At 63.7% G+C, this 15,295-nt stretch carries 15 protein-coding genes and 1 pseudogene; 4 read left to right on the top strand and 12 right to left on the bottom strand.

The genetic code is table 11. From position 1 onward, the window contains the following. Window positions 1–115 precede the first annotated feature (115 nt). Together ppk2 and D7I37_RS20855 are read right to left on the bottom strand one after the other, a co-directional pair. Window positions 116–1,030 carry a polyphosphate kinase 2 gene (gene ppk2 / locus D7I37_RS20860; protein WP_129544290.1) on the bottom strand — a complete coding sequence of 305 codons (915 nt, stop codon included), beginning with the start codon at window positions 1,028–1,030 and terminating at the stop codon, window positions 116–118. Window positions 1,031–1,057: 27 nt separating this feature from the next. Beyond that, window positions 1,058–2,668 carry an inorganic phosphate transporter gene (locus tag D7I37_RS20855; protein WP_129544289.1) on the bottom strand — a complete coding sequence of 537 codons (1,611 nt, stop codon included), beginning with the start codon at window positions 2,666–2,668 and terminating at the stop codon, window positions 1,058–1,060. Window positions 2,669–2,855: 187 nt separating this feature from the next. Here D7I37_RS20855 and D7I37_RS20850 point away from each other — a divergent pair. Then, a pseudogene (locus tag D7I37_RS20850) lies at window positions 2,856–3,883 on the top strand (transporter). Here the strand turns inward: D7I37_RS20850 and D7I37_RS20845 are convergent. From D7I37_RS20845 to D7I37_RS20805, 9 genes are all read right to left on the bottom strand, one after another. Next, window positions 3,884–4,417, bottom strand: coding sequence for an SRPBCC family protein (locus tag D7I37_RS20845; RefSeq protein ID WP_061795195.1), 534 nt, complete (start codon window positions 4,415–4,417; stop codon window positions 3,884–3,886). A gap of 3 nt (window positions 4,418–4,420) precedes the next feature. Beyond that, entirely contained in the window at window positions 4,421–4,768 is a 348-nt protein-coding gene (locus D7I37_RS20840; RefSeq protein WP_061795196.1) for a helix-turn-helix transcriptional regulator, read from the bottom strand. A gap of 90 nt (window positions 4,769–4,858) precedes the next feature. Continuing rightward, window positions 4,859–6,085, bottom strand: a complete 1,227-nt coding sequence (locus D7I37_RS20835; RefSeq protein WP_129544288.1) for a Zn-dependent hydrolase — start codon at window positions 6,083–6,085, stop codon at window positions 4,859–4,861. Next, entirely contained in the window at window positions 6,082–6,573 is a 492-nt protein-coding gene (locus D7I37_RS20830) for an L-2-amino-thiazoline-4-carboxylic acid hydrolase (protein WP_061795198.1), read from the bottom strand. The genes D7I37_RS20835 and D7I37_RS20830 overlap by 4 nt, the downstream gene beginning before the upstream one ends. Before the next feature lie 22 nt (window positions 6,574–6,595). Beyond that, window positions 6,596–7,750 (bottom strand): branched-chain amino acid ABC transporter substrate-binding protein, encoded by a 1,155-nt coding sequence (locus D7I37_RS20825; protein WP_061795199.1) that lies wholly within the window; start codon window positions 7,748–7,750, stop codon window positions 6,596–6,598. A 33-nt stretch (window positions 7,751–7,783) separates the two neighbouring features. Further along, complete coding sequence (locus D7I37_RS20820; RefSeq protein ID WP_061795200.1) at window positions 7,784–8,497, bottom strand: ABC transporter ATP-binding protein; 714 nt, start codon at window positions 8,495–8,497, stop codon at window positions 7,784–7,786. Continuing rightward, the gene (locus tag D7I37_RS20815) at window positions 8,490–9,260 is read right to left on the bottom strand and encodes an ABC transporter ATP-binding protein (RefSeq protein WP_129544287.1); all 771 of its coding nucleotides are present in this window, start codon (window positions 9,258–9,260) and stop codon (window positions 8,490–8,492) included. The genes D7I37_RS20820 and D7I37_RS20815 overlap by 8 nt, the downstream gene beginning before the upstream one ends. Further along, window positions 9,257–10,369, bottom strand: a complete 1,113-nt coding sequence (locus D7I37_RS20810; RefSeq protein WP_061795202.1) for an ABC transporter ATP-binding protein — start codon at window positions 10,367–10,369, stop codon at window positions 9,257–9,259. The genes D7I37_RS20815 and D7I37_RS20810 overlap by 4 nt, the downstream gene beginning before the upstream one ends. Window positions 10,370–10,378: 9 nt before the next feature. Continuing rightward, entirely contained in the window at window positions 10,379–11,329 is a 951-nt protein-coding gene (locus D7I37_RS20805; protein ID WP_129544286.1) for a branched-chain amino acid ABC transporter permease, read from the bottom strand. 170 nt (window positions 11,330–11,499) lie between these two features. Here D7I37_RS20805 and D7I37_RS20800 point away from each other — a divergent pair, with 170 nt between their 5' ends. After that, the gene (locus D7I37_RS20800) at window positions 11,500–12,432 is read left to right on the top strand and encodes a LysR substrate-binding domain-containing protein (protein WP_095097671.1); all 933 of its coding nucleotides are present in this window, start codon (window positions 11,500–11,502) and stop codon (window positions 12,430–12,432) included. Between the two features lie 124 nt (window positions 12,433–12,556). Here the strand turns inward: D7I37_RS20800 and D7I37_RS20795 are convergent, their stop codons facing one another. After that, window positions 12,557–13,141, bottom strand: coding sequence for a TetR/AcrR family transcriptional regulator (locus tag D7I37_RS20795; RefSeq protein ID WP_129544285.1), 585 nt, complete (start codon window positions 13,139–13,141; stop codon window positions 12,557–12,559). A gap of 129 nt (window positions 13,142–13,270) precedes the next feature. On the opposite strand from D7I37_RS20795, the gene D7I37_RS20790 reads away from it, so the two are divergent. Further along, the gene (locus D7I37_RS20790) at window positions 13,271–14,326 is read left to right on the top strand and encodes a sugar phosphate isomerase/epimerase (protein ID WP_129544284.1); all 1,056 of its coding nucleotides are present in this window, start codon (window positions 13,271–13,273) and stop codon (window positions 14,324–14,326) included. Window positions 14,327–14,352: 26 nt separating this feature from the next. Continuing rightward, a complete protein-coding gene (locus D7I37_RS20785) occupies window positions 14,353–15,246 on the top strand; it encodes an alpha/beta fold hydrolase (RefSeq protein ID WP_061795206.1) in 894 nt (297 codons plus the stop codon). Window positions 15,247–15,295: the final 49 nt, after the last annotated feature.

Below are 15,295 nucleotides of genomic sequence, written 5' to 3'. Positions count from 1 at the left end.
GTAAATGTGGAGAAAATAGGGGGATGGCCCTTCAATCTGTTAACAGGCGTTACAGCAACCCTGTTGCCGCAGGGTCCGGCTGAGCGAGGGGCGGTTGCCCGCCCCTGTGCGGCACTCAATAGACTTCCGGCACCACCATTTCGTCCGGCACCGGGCTGCGGCTGTATTCGGGGCTGCGCTTGCGCGGCGGCAGGGTAATGACGTTGCCTGCGCTTTCCTCATACGGCACCTGCTGCAGCAGATGGCTGATGCAGTTCAGCCGCGCCTTTTTTTTGTCGACGCCCTGAACCACCCACCATGGCGCTTCCGCAATGTTAGTGCGTGCTAACATGACCTCTTTGGCTTCGGTATAGTCTTCCCAGCGCCGGCGGCTCTCCAGATCCATCGGGCTGAGCTTCCACTGTTTGAGCGGATCGTGGATGCGGCTGAGAAAGCGCAGCTCCTGTTCGTCATCGGTGATCGAGAACCAATACTTGACGATCTGAATGCCGCTGCGGGTCAGCATTTTTTCGAACTCCGGCACGCTGCGGAAAAACTCTTCGTACTCTTCATCGTTGCAAAAGCCCATCACCCGCTCCACGCCGGCGCGGTTGTACCAGCTGCGGTCGAACAGCACCATCTCGCCGGCGGCGGGCAGGTGGGCGATATAGCGCTGAAAATACCACTGGGTGCGTTCGCGGTCGTTCGGCGCCGGCAGCGCCGCCACGCGGCAGGTGCGCGGGTTCAGACGCTGAGTGATGCGTTTGATCACGCCGCCTTTGCCGGCGGCGTCGCGCCCTTCGAAGATGATCACCAAACGGTGGCCGGTGCGCATCACCCAGTCCTGCAGCTTCACCAGCTCGCCCTGCAGGCGCAGCAGTTCGCGGAAGTACTGCTTGCGCCAGGCCTTTTTCTGATCGCTGTCCACTTCGGCGGCGTCGAAACGCAGGTCGTCCAACTCCATCTCCAGCTCTTCGTCGTAGCTGTCGTAAAATTCCTGCAGCAGGCGCTGGTTGAAGCTGTCGTCGCGGTTAAATTCATGCATAGACATAATAGTTTTCTCCGTGTTAGCCCGGTTTTAGATATGGGTGAAGATCCAGTACAGCACCGCCGAAAGCAGTATCGAGACCGGCAGCGTCAGCACCCAGGCCATCAGCAGGTTGCGCAGCGTGGACATCTGCAGGCCGGAACGGTTGGCCGCCATGGTGCCGGCGATGCCGGAGGACAGCACGTGAGTGGTGGATACCGGCAGGCCGAAGGCGTCCGCCGCGCCGATGGTGGTCATCGCCACCAGTTCGGCGCTGGCGCCCTGGGCGTAGGTCAGGTGCGATTTGCCGATTTTCTCGCCGACGGTCACCACGATGCGCCGCCAGCCGACCATGGTGCCGAGGCCCAGGGCGATCGCCACCACCACCTTGACCCAGAACGGGATAAAGCGGGTGGCGCTGTCCAGCTCGCCTTTCAGCGCGTCGAGGTTGCGCTGCGAGCCGGCGGCAATCTGCAGCTGCTTCTCCGACTTCAGATGCTTGATGGTTTCCGACGCCAGGTACATGTCGTTACGGGTGTTGGAGACCGCCTGCGCCGGGATCTTGTCGACCGAACCGTACTGGCGGATCTGGTCGCCGATGGCGCCGGTCAGCTGCGCCAGGGCCGGCACCACGTCCGGGGTCAGTTCGCTGGTGCGCACATAGCCGGTCAACACCTCGCGTGCCGGCGTCTGGCTCCGCGCCGGGAACTGCCGCAGCAAATCATTCTTGGTCACTTCCGCCAGCGCCGCCACGCGCGGGATTTGATCCGGCGGCATCGAGCGGTTCAGGGCGTAGGCGATCGGCATGGTGCCCACCAGGATCAGCATGATCAGCCCCATGCCTTTCTGGCCGTCGTTGGAGCCGTGGGCGAAGGAAACGCCGGTGCAGGTGAGGATCAGCAGGCCGCGGATCCACAGCGGCGGCGGCGCGTCGCCCTTGGGGGCGGTATACAGCTGGCGGTTTTTAACCAGCGCTTTCAGCGCCAGCAGCAGCAGGGCGGCGCACGCGAAGCCGATCACCGGCGACAGCAGCAGCGCGTAGCCCACCTTAATCGCCTGGCCCCAGTCCACGCCGCTGGTGCCGGTGCGGCCGTGGATCAGCGCGTTGGCCACGCCGACGCCGATAATCGAGCCGATCAGCGTGTGCGACGACGACGCCGGCAGCCCGAGCCACCAGGTGCCGAGGTTCCAGATAATCGCCGAGAACAGCAGGGCGTACACCATGGCGAAGCCGTTGCCGGTGCCGGCCTGCAGGATCAGCTCCACCGGCAGCAGCGAAATGATGCCGAAAGCCACCACGCCGCTGGACAGCAGCACGCCGAGAAAGTTGAAAAAGCCGGACCACACCACCGCCACCATCGGCGACAGCGAGTGGGTATAAATCACGGTCGCCACCGCGTTGGCGGTATCGTGAAAACCGTTAACGAATTCAAAACCAAGCGCAATAAGTAGCGCCAGGCCTAATAAGAGAAACGGGACGTAACTGGTATAAACCGCACCGGCGTCGGTGACGTCGTTAAATAAGTTCACCCCGGCGAAGGCGATCCCCAGTACCAATGAAAACACAAAAAAAAGAACAGTTAATCGACTGTTCTTTTGGTAGATCTTTGGCAGGCTGGATGCGGCCGGCGCACCCTGTTGAACGGCGCTGTTATCGCTCATAAGGACCTTCCTGAGAAACTGCATTAAAATATTGAACGTGTGCTGGCTATTGCCTGCAAAGTATTCTGAATTACTGTGACTTTTTTATGACGGGAATATTAATCATCGGGAAAGGTGAAAATAATTAACGTTGGCGGATAAAGATTGCTATAAAGGCGAGGTCCGGTTTCTCAGGGTAGCGATATTTATGGCTCAGACGCTTGCGGAAAAAATGCACCAGCTTGATTTCGACGACGAGGTGACCGGCCTGATCTACGGCCACCTATTCCGCCAGGGCGAGCCGCCGCAGCGGCTGACGTCGCAGCGGGTCTGCCAGGCTTACCAGACGCTGCCGCCCGGCGAAGGATTTATCTGGCTGCACCTCAATCTCAACCACGCGGCGGCGGAAAAGTGGCTGAGAAATCATTTCGCCATTTCCGATTTTTTCTTCGACGAAATTCGCCACGGTTCGCACACCACGCGCATCGAGCGGCAGGGCGACGACCTGTTCGCGGTGCTCAACGACGTGATTTTCCACCCCAAAGAGAACAACCCCGAAACCGCGACGCTGTGGCTGTACTGCTGCAGCGGGCTGGTGGTGACCGTGCGGCATAAGCCGCTGCGCCTGATCGAACGGCTGCTCGGCCGGCTGGGGCCGCTGCAGCTGGCGTCTTCGACCGAACTGCTGGCGCACTTGCTCGAAGAGCAGGAGGAGGTGCTGGAGCAGGTGGTGCGCCAGGCCAACCACTATGTCGATACCATCGAAGATCGCCTGTTGAGCAACCACGTCAAGCGCAACCGCACCGAGTTGGGGCGCATGCGCCGCATGCTGCTGCGCTTTCAGCGCCTGTTGGCGCCGGAGCCGGCGGCGCTGTTCCGCCTGCTGAATCGCCCGCCGAACTGGCTGAGCCGCGAGGTGGTGCAGGATCTGCGCCAGTTCACCGAGGAATTCACCGTGGTGCTGAACGATCTCGCCAGCCTCACCGAGCGCATCCGGCTGCTGCAGGAGGAAATTGGCGCCAAGCAGATGGAGCAGAACAACCGCACGCTGTACACCCTGACGGTGATCACCGTGCTGGCGCTGCCGATCAACATCGTCGCCGGCTTTTTCGGTATGAACGTCGGGGGATCCCGCTGGCCAGCAATCACCACGGTTTTATCCTGCTGGTGTTGCTGGTCGGCAGTTTTACGCTGATCGCCGGTTATCTGGCGTTCAGGCGCAGGGACGACGGCTGATCACAGCCTGGCGCGGTATTCCTCTTCCAGCCTGGCGTGGGTGCTCCAGAACGGCCGTGGCTGGCGGTCGTGCAGCCGGTCCACCAGGATATCCAGGTGGGTGTGCCAGCCGCCGGCCACGCTGAGCATGTCGTCGCGGTTGGCCAACCGGCGATGGGTCACCGTCAGCAGCACCGCCTGACCTTGCTCGGTCAGCTCGAAAGTCACTTCGGAAGGGCGGCCCTGATCCTGTTCGGCCCAGGTAAAGCTCAGCAGGCGCGGCGGGAAAAGGCAGGTAATGTGCCCGCGGTTGCTGACGCAGCCGCCGTGCTGTTTGTATTTGGCCGGCGGCTGTTCGTGCTCGCCCGCCAGATCGGAATTGCGGAAATTCAGCTCCAGCGCCGCGCCGCTTTCCAGCGTCATCTCACCGGCCGCCAGCCAGGTGGCGCGCTTGTCGGATTCGGTCAGGTAGGCCCAGACCCGTTCGATCGGGCCGGGCAGCAACCGCTGGATGCGCAGCGTGCCGGGTTCGATAATCATGCCGTAGTCATTCATGGTTCACTCCTTGGGAGGATGCTGTTCGGCCTGGCGCAGCGCCAGTTCCAGCGCGTCCAGCCGTTCAGTCCAGAAATGTTCATAGGTTTGCAGCCATTGCATGGCCTGCGCCATCGGCTCGGGTTCGAGCCGGCAAATATGGTTTCTTCCCTGCACGGTTCGCTGCACCAGGCCCGCATGTTCCAGTGCTTTAACGTGCTTGGAGGCGCCGGCGAACGACATCTGCAGCGGCGCGGCCAGTTCGCCGATGCTGCGTTCGCCGTCGGCCAGCGCGCGCAGCATGGAGCGCCGGGTCGGGTCGGACAGCGCGTGGAAAATGGCGTCCAGCTGAGAGGAAGATAATTTAACCATATGGTTGAATATAGAACAGTCAGGCTAATATTCAACCATCTTGTTGAATATTTTTTTGCGCCCCGAGCGGCCGCCGGGGGCGCAAAGGGATCAGGCGTCGGCGTGCGCCAGCAGCGCGTGCAACAGCACGTTGGCGGCGGCGGCGGCCCAGCCCGGCGTGATGTCTTCCCGTTCGTTGTGGCTGATACCGTCCACGCAGGGGATGAAAATCATCGCGGTCGGCGCCACCCGGCTCAGATAACAGGCGTCGTGGCCGGCGCCGGAGATCATGTCGCGATGGCTGTAGCCCAGCGCCTGCGCCGCATGGCGCACGCTGGCGATGCAGGCGGCGTCGAAGCGGATCGGCCGATACTGGAAGATGCGCTCGGCGCGGGCGCTCAAGGCGTCGCCATTCACCGCGCCGACCGCCGCCAGCAGGCGCTGCTCCATTTGTTCCAGCACCGCTTCCTGCGGATGGCGAAACTCGACGCTGAAGAACACCTTGCCCGGCACCACGTTGCGCGAATTGGGGGTGATTTGCGCCATGCCGACGGTGGCGCGCGCGTCCGGCGCAAAGTCCAGGCCAATCCGGTTGACCGCCGTGACCAGCTCGGCAAAGCCGAGCAGGGCGTCGCGGCGGCGATCCATCGGCGTGGTGCCGGCGTGGGCGCTGAAACCGACGATCTCCAGTTCATACCAGCGCTGCCCTTGCGCGGCGGTCACCACGCCGATCGCGATGTTTTCCGCCTCGAGGATCGGCCCTTGCTCGATATGCAGCTCGAAGGCCGCGTGGATCGGCAGGCCGCCCACCGGCCGTTCGCCGTCATAGCCGATTTCCCGCAGCGCTTCGCCGATGCTGACCCCCTGCGCATCGCGGCGCGACAGGCCGTATTCCAGGCTGAACTCGCCGGAGAAGACCCCGGAGGAAATCATCGCCGGCGCAAAACGCGCGCCTTCTTCGTTGGTCCAGTTGATCACCTCGATCGCCCGTTCGGTGGCGATCTGGCGATCGTTGAGGGTGCGCAGCACCTCCAGGCCGGCCAGCACGCCGTAAATGCCGTCGAAACGGCCGCCGTTGGGCTGGGAATCGCCGTGCGAACCGGTCACCACCGGCGCCAGCTCGGGGCGCGCGCCTTCGCGGCGCAGGAACATATTGCCCATGCGGTCGACCCGCACGCTGCAGCCGGCCTGCAGCGCCCAGTCGCGCAGCTGGTCGCGCGCCCGCCGGTCTTCTTCGCTCAGCGCCAGCCTGGTGACGCCGTTGTTGGCGATGGCGCCGAACTGCGCCATCTCATGCAGGCTGCGCCACAGGCGCTCGCCGTCGATCTGCAGAGTCATTTTTTCTCTTCCCGAGTTTTGGCGGTGTAGCGGAAGTCGCAGCAGGGCGCGCCGGACATGATGGTCTGGCTGCGCTGCAGTTCGACGTCCGGCGCGTAGCCGACGATGAACTGGCTGTCGCGGGCGCACGACAGCAGGTGGCCGATCTCGCCCAGCCCCATTTCGTGGTACATCTCGGCGTAGCGGCAGCGGGTGACGTTATAGTCGAAGTGCCGGTCGTCCAGGTTGACCACTTCGACCCGCAGCGCGTCGTCTTTTTCCCACAGGTATTGCAGCGCGGCGAAGCTTTGCAAATCCGCGCCCGCCGGCTCCTGCGCGGCAAACCGCTTGCCGGCGTCGATGGCGGCGTTTTCAATCGCCTCGCCGATCACCGCCTGGGCGCGCGCCTTGCCGATCTCGCGCACCAGGATTTGATAGATTGGTTTGATGATCTCCGCCTCAATCCTGCGGCGGGCCAGAATGCCCAATTCGTTTTTTGCACAGCTCATCGACATGCTCCTCATGGCTTTCTTATTGTGGTGTGGCGCCGCCCAGTACGGTCTGCGGCTGCCATTTGCCGTCGACCACCTTGTACAGGGTGAAGCTCGGCCGCTGCAGGTTGCCCTGGGCGTCGAAGGCGATGGTGCCGGTTACGCCCCGATAGCGGATGGCGCGCAGCTTCGGCAGGTAGTCGGCCGGGTCGGCGGAGCCGGCCTGCTCGATGGCGGCGATCAACACCCGGGTGGCGTCGTAGGCGAAGGGCGCATGCAGCTCGATATGGGTTTTGTAGCGGTCGCGGTAAGCCTGCTCAAAGGCCTTGCCGCCCGGCATCTGCTCCAGCGGCAGGCCGGGCTCCAGCGCCACCACGCCGTCGCCTTCTTTTTGCGCCAGCGTCAGAAACGTTTGGCTGACAAAGCCGCCGGCGCCCATCAATTGAGCGCTCATGCCCAGCTGTTTCAGACGGCGGGCCAGCGGCGCCGCCTGCGAATCCACGCCGCCAAAGAAAATCAGGTCGGCGTTTTTGCTGCGAATGGTGGTCAGCACCGCGCTGAAGTCGACGGTTTTGTCGTCGACGTATTCGCGGGTGACCGGCTGCACGCCCTGTGCCTGCAGCGACTTGACGAATTCATCCGCCAGCCCCTGGCCGAAAGCGGTGCGATCGTCGATGACCGCGATGCGTTTGGCCTTCAGCTCTTTCACCGCGTACTGCCCGGCATAGTTGCCGCCGTCGTCGTCATGGCCCATCACGCGGAAGCTGGTGTCGAATCCTTGCTGCGTATAGCCGTGGCCGGTAGCCACCGGCGCCACCTGGGCGATGCCGGCGTCGTGGTAGATGCGCGCCGCCGGGATGCTGGTGCCGGTGTTCCAGTGGCCGACCACGCCGACCACGCCTTCGTCCACCAGGCGCTGGGCCACCGCCACGGCGGTGCGCGGATCGGACTGATCGTCTTCGGACAGCAATTTGAAGGTGACCGGCTTGCCGTTCAGCGTCGGCTTTTGGGCATTGGCATCGGCGATCGCCAGCTGCGCGCCGTTTTCCAAATCCTTGCCGATGCGCGCGGAAGGGCCGGTCAGCGGCCCGGCCAGGCCGATCAGCAGGGTTTGGTCGGCCAGCGCGGGGGCGCTGAGGCCGATCGTCACGGCGGCGGCCAGCGCCAAGCGGGTAAAGCGAGTTGTCTGATTCATGCAAAGCTCCCGGTGCGGTTAACAGTAACAGGGTTATTCGCCTAAGTAGGCCCGTTTGATTTTTTCATCGTCCAGCATGCCGGCAGAGGGGCCGCTGTGGCTCAGGCTGCCGCTGTCCAGCACATAGGCGCGGTCGGTCGACTCCAGCGCCAGCCGGGCGTTTTGTTCCACCAACAACAGCGTGACGCCGTCATTGGCCAGCTGTTTGATCACCTCGAAGATCGCCTCCACCACGATCGGCGCCAGCCCCATCGAGGGTTCATCCAATACCAGCAGGCGCGGGCGGCTCAGCAGGGCGCGGCCCATCGCCACCATCTGCTGCTCGCCGCCGGAAAGCAGCCCGGCCTGCTGGTCAAGCCGCTCGCGCAGGCGCGGGAAGGTGGCGTAAATCCGCGCCAGATCTTGCCGCACCGCAGCGCGATCTCGCCGGGCATAGGCGCCGAGCTGCAGGTTCTCCCGCACCGTCATGCGGGCGAAAATGCCGCGCCCCTCGGGCACCATCACCAGCCCTTGCTGCAGCAGGCGGTGCGGCGGCACGCCGCGAATCGAACGGCCGTCGAACAGGATCTCGCCGTCGAACGGCAGCAGGCCGGTCAATGCGCGCAGGCTGGAGGTTTTGCCTGCGCCGTTGGCGCCGATCAACGTCACCTGTTCGCCGCTGTTTACCGTGAAATCTATGCCCTTAACCGCATGAATGCCGCCATAGGACACTTTGAGCCGTTTTACGCTCAGCAGGGGTTCAGACATGCGCCGCGCCTCCCAAATAGGCCCGTATCACCGCCGGTTCACGGCGGACCTCGGCCGGTTTGCCCTCGGCGATCGCCTTGCCGTAATCCAGCACCGTCAGGCGATCGCACAGGCCCATCACCAGCTTGACGTCGTGCTCGATCAGCAGCAGGCTGGTGCCGCCGTCGCGAATGCGCAGCAGCAGTTCGCGCAGCGCCACCTTTTCTCCGGCGTTCATGCCGGCCGCCGGCTCATCCAGCGCCAACAGCTGCGGTTCGGTGGCCAGCGCCCGGGCGATTTCCAGTCGCCGTTGGTGGCCATAGGAAAGATCGCCGGCGCGATAGTGGGCGAACCGGCCGATGCCGACGTACTCCAGCAGCGCCTGGGATTTTTCGCGCACCGCCCGTTCCTCCTCGCGGGCGCGGTGGTGGCGAGAGATCGCCGCCCACAGGCCGTTGCGGGTGCGCACGTGGCAGCCGACCATCACGTTTTCCAGCACGCTCATGTCGTTGAACAGCCGCAGGTTCTGGAAGGTGCGCGCAATGCCGGCCTGCACCACCTTGTCGATCGCCTGCGGCCGGTAGCGCCGGCCCTGCAGGCTGAACTCGCCGCCGTCGGCGCGGTACAGGCCGGTGATCAGGTTGAAGCAGGTGGTCTTGCCGGCGCCGTTGGGTCCGATCAAACCGTAAATTTCGCCTCGATGGATGCTCATGCTGACGTCATCCACCGCCGTCAGCCCGCCGAAGCGTTTGCTGACGTGGCTTAAGCACAGCAGCGGCGTCATGAGGCGGCTCCCCGTGAATGGCGGGCCGGCCATAAACCGGCCGGGCGATACAGCATCACCAGGATCAGCGCCAGCCCGTAGAACAGCTGGCGGACGATCTCCGGATCGATCCACACCTGGCCGAACAGCGCCTGCTGCAGCGGCCCCATGCTGCTGCGCAGCAGCTCCGGCAGGGCGGCCAGCAGCAACGCGCCGAGGATCACCCCCGGTATGTGCCCCATGCCGCCCAGCACCACCATCGCCAGCACCGCGATCGACTCCTGCAGGGTGAAAGACTCGGGCGAGACGAATCCCTGGAAGGCGGCGAACAATGCACCGGCGACGCCGCCGAAGGTGGCGCCCATCGCAAAAGCCAGCAGCTTGAAGTTGCGGGTATTGATGCCCATCGCCCGCGCGGCGTCTTCGTCTTCGCGGATCGCCGCCCAGGCGCGGCCCACGCGCGAATGCTGCAGCCGCAGGCAGATAAACAGGATCGCCAGCAGCAGCGCGGCGAACAGGTAGTAGTAGAGATACAGCGACGAAAAGCGTACGCCGAACCACTCATGCATGCCGGAAAACCGCAGGCCGAACAGGCTGACCGGATCGATGGCGGAAATGCCTTTCGGGCCGTTGGTGATGTTGACCGGCCGGTCGAGATTGCGCATCAGGATGCGCACGATCTCGCCGAAGCCCAGCGTGACGATCGCCAGATAGTCGCCGCGCAGCCGCAGCGTCGGCGCGCCGAGCAGGATGCCGCACAGCGCAGCCAGCACCGCCGACAGCGGGATCAGCAGCAAAATCGACAGGTGCAGCCCGTCCGGAAACCACTGCAACAGCAGCGGAAATTGTTGCGTCAGGTGCGGGGAAGACAGCAGCGCCGTCAGGTAGGCGCCCACCGCATAAAACGCGATGAACCCCATATCCAGCAGGCCGGTGAAGCCGACCACGATGTTCAGCCCCAGCGCCAGCATCAGGTACAGCAGGGCGAAGTCGATCACCCGCACCCAATAGTTGCCGCCGGCGGCGCCCGCCAGCCAGGGGGCCAGCAGCAGGCCCAGCATGAACAGCGCCACGCCCAGCCGGAGGCGGCGGGGAGCGGCGGTCTGCAGTGCGGAAGTCAGGATAGTCATGGTTACTCCTCAGGCGCGGGTGGCGACGCGTTCGCCCAGCAGGCCGGATGGGCGGAACACCAGCACCGCGATCAGCACCAGGAAGGCGAACACGTCCTGGTAGTTGCTGCCGAAGGTGCCGCCGGTCAGTTCGCCGAGATAGCCGGTGCCCAGCGATTCGAACAGCCCCAGCAGCAGTCCGCCTAGCATGGCGCCGCGCAGGTTGCCGATGCCGCCCAGCACCGCGGCGGTGAAGGCCTTGATGCCCGGCAAAAAGCCCATCGAAAAACCGGCGTTGCCGTAGTTGCTGGCCATCATGACGCCGGCCACCGCCGCCAGCGCGCCGCCGAGCGCGAAGGTCAGCACGATGATGCGGTTGGGGTTGATGCCCATCAGGCCGGCGACCTGCGGGTTCTCCGCCGTGGCGCGCATGGCGCGGCCAAAGCGGCTGTGTTCCACCAGCAGCAGCAGGCCGGCCATCACCAGCACGGCGACGGCCAGGGTGGCGATCGCCGTGCCGGTGATCACCGCCGGCGCATGTTCCGCACCGCCGCGCGTGAGCGCTATCGGGTCCATCGGCAACAGCTGCGGGAACATCAGCGGGTTGCGCGACCAGATAAGCATCGCCAGCGTCTGCAACAGCAGCGAAACGCCGATGCCGCTGATCAACGGCGCCAGGCGCGGCGCATTGCGCAGGCGGCGATAGGCCAGGCGTTCGATCGCCATCGAGGTCAGCGCGCATACCGCCATGGCGCACAGCGCCGCCAGCAGCAGCACCGCCGCAGGCGGCAAGGACGGGAAGTGGCGTTGCAGCATGCCGATGGCCGACAGGGCGCTCAGCGCGCCGACCATCAGCACGTCGCCGTGGGCAAAGTTGATGATGCGCAGAATGCCGTAAACCATGGTGTAGCCCAGGGCGATCAGCGCGTAAATACTGCCGAGCATCAGTCCGTTGACGGTCTGCTGTACCAGCGTATCCATAGGGGAGTCCCGAAAAATGATGATTCAGGCAGGTCACACTAGAGAATTAAAAAAAATTGTAAAATACGGAAAAATAATTTCTTATACGAAAAATGAGTGTTTTTAATTTATTGATTTATTTGTATATTAATTTCAACGACTGAGCCGATTTTCCATAAAATAGTCAATATATGAAAAAAACAGAACAGTATGATGCGCCGTTGCCGACGCTGCCCAAGGATCCGCCGCTGCGCGCCGTACGGGCCTTCGAGGCTGTCGCCCGGTTGGGCGGCATCGGCGCCGCCGCCAAAGAGCTGGCGATTTCCCCCTCGGCGGTCAGCCATCAGTTGAAAACGCTGGAGGCGTTTCTGCAGATGCCGCTGACCGAACGCCAGGGGCGCACTCTGATCCTGCGCGACGAAGGGCGGGAGTATTACCGCTCCATTCGCGCGGCGTTTAACGTGCTGCGTCAGGCCACCGAACAGGTGCGCGAGCGGTCCGCCTCGCGCCAGGTCACCATCAGCCTGATCCCGCTGTTCGGCATGGGCTGGTTTATCCCGCGTTTGCGCGGTTTTCTGCGTGAAAATCCGGATATCGACATCAACGTGGTGTACGCCAATCACCGAAATTACCTCAGCGACGCCGCCGATCTGTCGATCCGTTTTGGCGTCGGCCAGTGGACCGGCTACCGCAGCGAAAAGCTGATGTCCGGCAAGATGGTGCCGGTGTGCAGCCGCGCCTTCGGCAAGCTGCATGGCCTGCTGGATACGCCGGATCAGCTGGCGTCGCTGCCGCTGCTGCACGACGAAGAACGCAGCGCCTGGATGCAGTGGTTCCAGCAGGCCGGCGTGAAGCGCCCGCCGCGCAGCGCCGGCCCGATGTTTGAAGACGGCTTGCTGACGCTGGCGGCGGTGCAGGCGGGATTGGGCTGTGCGCTGATGCGTGAACCGCTGATCGCGCCTTATCTCCACGGCGGTGAGCTGATCAAACTGTTCGACCTGGCCGTCGACGACGGGCGCGACTATTACCTGTGCGCGCGCCAGGACAGCGAACTGTCGCAGGAGGGGCGGGATCTGCAGCTGTGGCTGCGGCGCGAAGCGGCGGCTCAGAACGCCGAGTCATAACCTGCAACCAAGGGGTATTTCAGCACCGCGCGCGCTCAGGATAGAGTGCAGGCCCACAGGATGACAAACAGGGCACGACGATGCTGTTCGATTTAAACGCGCTGGGCGCCGAACTGCCCGAGGGCTAGGCCAACGCCTTCAGCGCCGTCTGCACCGCCGCCGTCAGGCGCTCTTTCGTGACGCCGTCACGCGCTTGCACCGATAGCCCGTGCAGAAACGCCGCGAAGTAATCGCCCAGGCCCTCGGCATCGGTGGCGGGCGGCAGCTCGCCGTTTTGCACCGCCAGCCGCAGCCGCTCGATAATGCCCTGGGTGCGCTGGCGGCGATGCGTCGCCAGCCAGTCTTTCAGCCCGTCGTTTTCCGCGCTGACGCTGGCGGCGGAGGACACCACCATGCACCCCCGCGGCAGATCCGGCCGACTGTAGAGCTGTACGGCGTCGTTCAGCAGGCGTTCGAGCGCCGCCCGCACGCCGGTTTCTTCGCTAAACGCCCGATCGGCGAAGCCGCCCTCGTGGCTTTCATAGCTGGCGACGGCCTCGCGAAACAGCTGCTCCTTGGAACCGAATGCCTTGTAAATGCGGGCCGAGGCGATGCCCAGCTCGGCCACCAGATCCGACATCGAGGTGCCTTCATAGCCCTGGCGCCAGAATAAATCCCGCGCTTTCACTAACGCCTGTTCGCGATCGAACTCGCGTGGTCTGCCTGCCATCAGCGTGCTCCAATTTGCCTTTCATTCAGCGGCATAGCATTGCCTAAACCGATCAATTTGTAAATTCCGCTTGCCGCCGCACAGATTCGGTCCTATTGTTTGTCAATCGACAACTAATAGGGGTCTAGGATGAAAACCCTCAAAGGTCCAAGCCTGCATCTCGCCCAATTTAGCGATGACGCCGCGCCGTTCAACAGCCTGCCGGCCATTGCCCAATGGGCCGCCGCCACCGGTTTTAAAGCCCTGCAAATCCCGGCCTGGGATCGGCGGCTGTTTGACTTGGCCACCGCGGCGGAAAGCCAAACCTACTGCGACGATCTGCGCGGCATGCTGGCGGAGCGGGGTTTGGTGGTCAGCGAGTTGACCACGCATATTTTCGGCCAGCTGATGGCGGTGCACCCGGCCTACGATGCGCTGTGCGACAGCTTCGCCCCTGCGCAGCTGCATGGCGACCCGCAGGCGCGCGGCGAATGGGCGCGCGAACGGCTGCTGCTGGCGGCGCGCGCTTCCGCCCGGCTCGGCCTGAGTGAAATGGGCACCTTCTCCGGTTCGCTGGCCTGGCCGTATTTGTTCCCGTTCCCGCAACGCCCGGCGGGGCTGATCGACACCGCGTTCGATGAACTTGCCAAGCGCTGGCTGCCGGTGCTCGACGCCTGCGAGGAGCAGGGGGTGAACCTGTGCTATGAAATCCACCCCAGCGAAGATTTGCACGACGGCGTGACCTTCGAAATGTTCCATCGGCGGGTGGGTGGCCATCCGCGCTGCCAGATGCTGTTCGATCCGAGCCACCTGGTGCTGCAACAGCTTAACTACCTGGATTTTATCGATATCTATAAAGACGTTATCCGCATGTTCCACGTCAAGGACGCCGAGTTCAACCCGAGCGGGCGGCAGGGCATTTATGGCGGGTATCAGTCATGGGCCGATCGCGCCGGCCGTTTCCGTTCGCTCGGCGACGGCCAGGTGGATTTCAGGGCGATTTTTTCGAAGCTGACGCAGTATGGTTACGCGGGCTGGGCGACGCTGGAGTGGGAGTGCTGCCTGAAGCACCCGCAGGATGGCGCGCGCGAAGGCGCGGCATTTATTCGCGATCGCATCATTCACGTCACCGACAAAGTGTTCGACGACTTCGCCGGCGCGCCGGTTAACCAACGGCAAATCAACGCGTTGCTTGGCATCCGCTAAGCCGCCCCTCAACACGGAGAATATCCATGAAACAGCACGAAAACGGGTCCATGCCGTATGGACCTGAGCCGGAGCACGCCTATCTGAAGGTCAATGGCCAGCGCATACACTGCGCGATCCTCGGCGAAGGCGCGCCGGTGCTGCTGATCCCCGGCTGGCCGCAGACCTGGTATACCTGGCGCCATGTGATGCGCGCGCTGGCCTTGGCCGGCTTTCGGGCGATAGCGGTCGATCCGCCGGGCATCGGCGACTCGGACAAACCCCTGAGCGGTTACGACACCGGCAGCGTGGCGGCGACGCTGCACGCGGCGATGGCGCAGCTGGGGCACTCGCGTTACCAACTGGTCGGGCACGATATCGGCATGTGGATCGGCTACGCCATGGCGAGCGATTTCCCGCAGGCCGTGGAGCGGCTGGCGCTGACCGAAGCGGTGATCCCCGGATTGGCGCCGGCGCCGCCAATCTTTGTCGCGCCGGAGGAAAACATCTTCCTGTGGCACTTCATGTTCAACCAGTTGGCGGACCTGCCGGAAACCCTGACCCATGGCCGAGAACGCCAGTATCTGAGCTACATCTTCAACCGCTGGTCGCACCGCCGCGATCGGGTGGCGGCGGAGACCTACATCGCCGCCTATTCGGCGCCCGGCAGCCTGCGCGCGGGGTTTGATTATTATCGCGCCATTCCGGAAACCATTCGGCAGAATCGGCAACGCGCCGCGTCCCCGCTCGACATGCCGGTGATGACCATCGGCGCGGAGCACGCCACCGGCGAAGCGCCTTTCGCCACCCTGCGGGACAATGCGCGTAACCTGCGCGGCGAAACGGTGGCCGACTGCGGCCACTTTATTACCGAAGAGTGCCATGAGGCGTTTAACGCGCTGATTGTGCCGTTTTTGTCGGGAGAGCGCGATGCCGCTTGACGCTCAGATAGCCCGCCTGCTGTCCGAGCCGGCGGGTTAAATAAAAAAG

Source organism: Serratia sp. 1D1416 (assembly GCF_003641105.1).
In the GTDB taxonomy this organism is placed as follows: Bacteria; Pseudomonadota; Gammaproteobacteria; order Enterobacterales; family Enterobacteriaceae; genus Serratia; species Serratia ficaria.
Note: the sequence above shows the minus strand (reverse complement) of the source record. Positions and strands in the feature narration are given on the sequence as shown.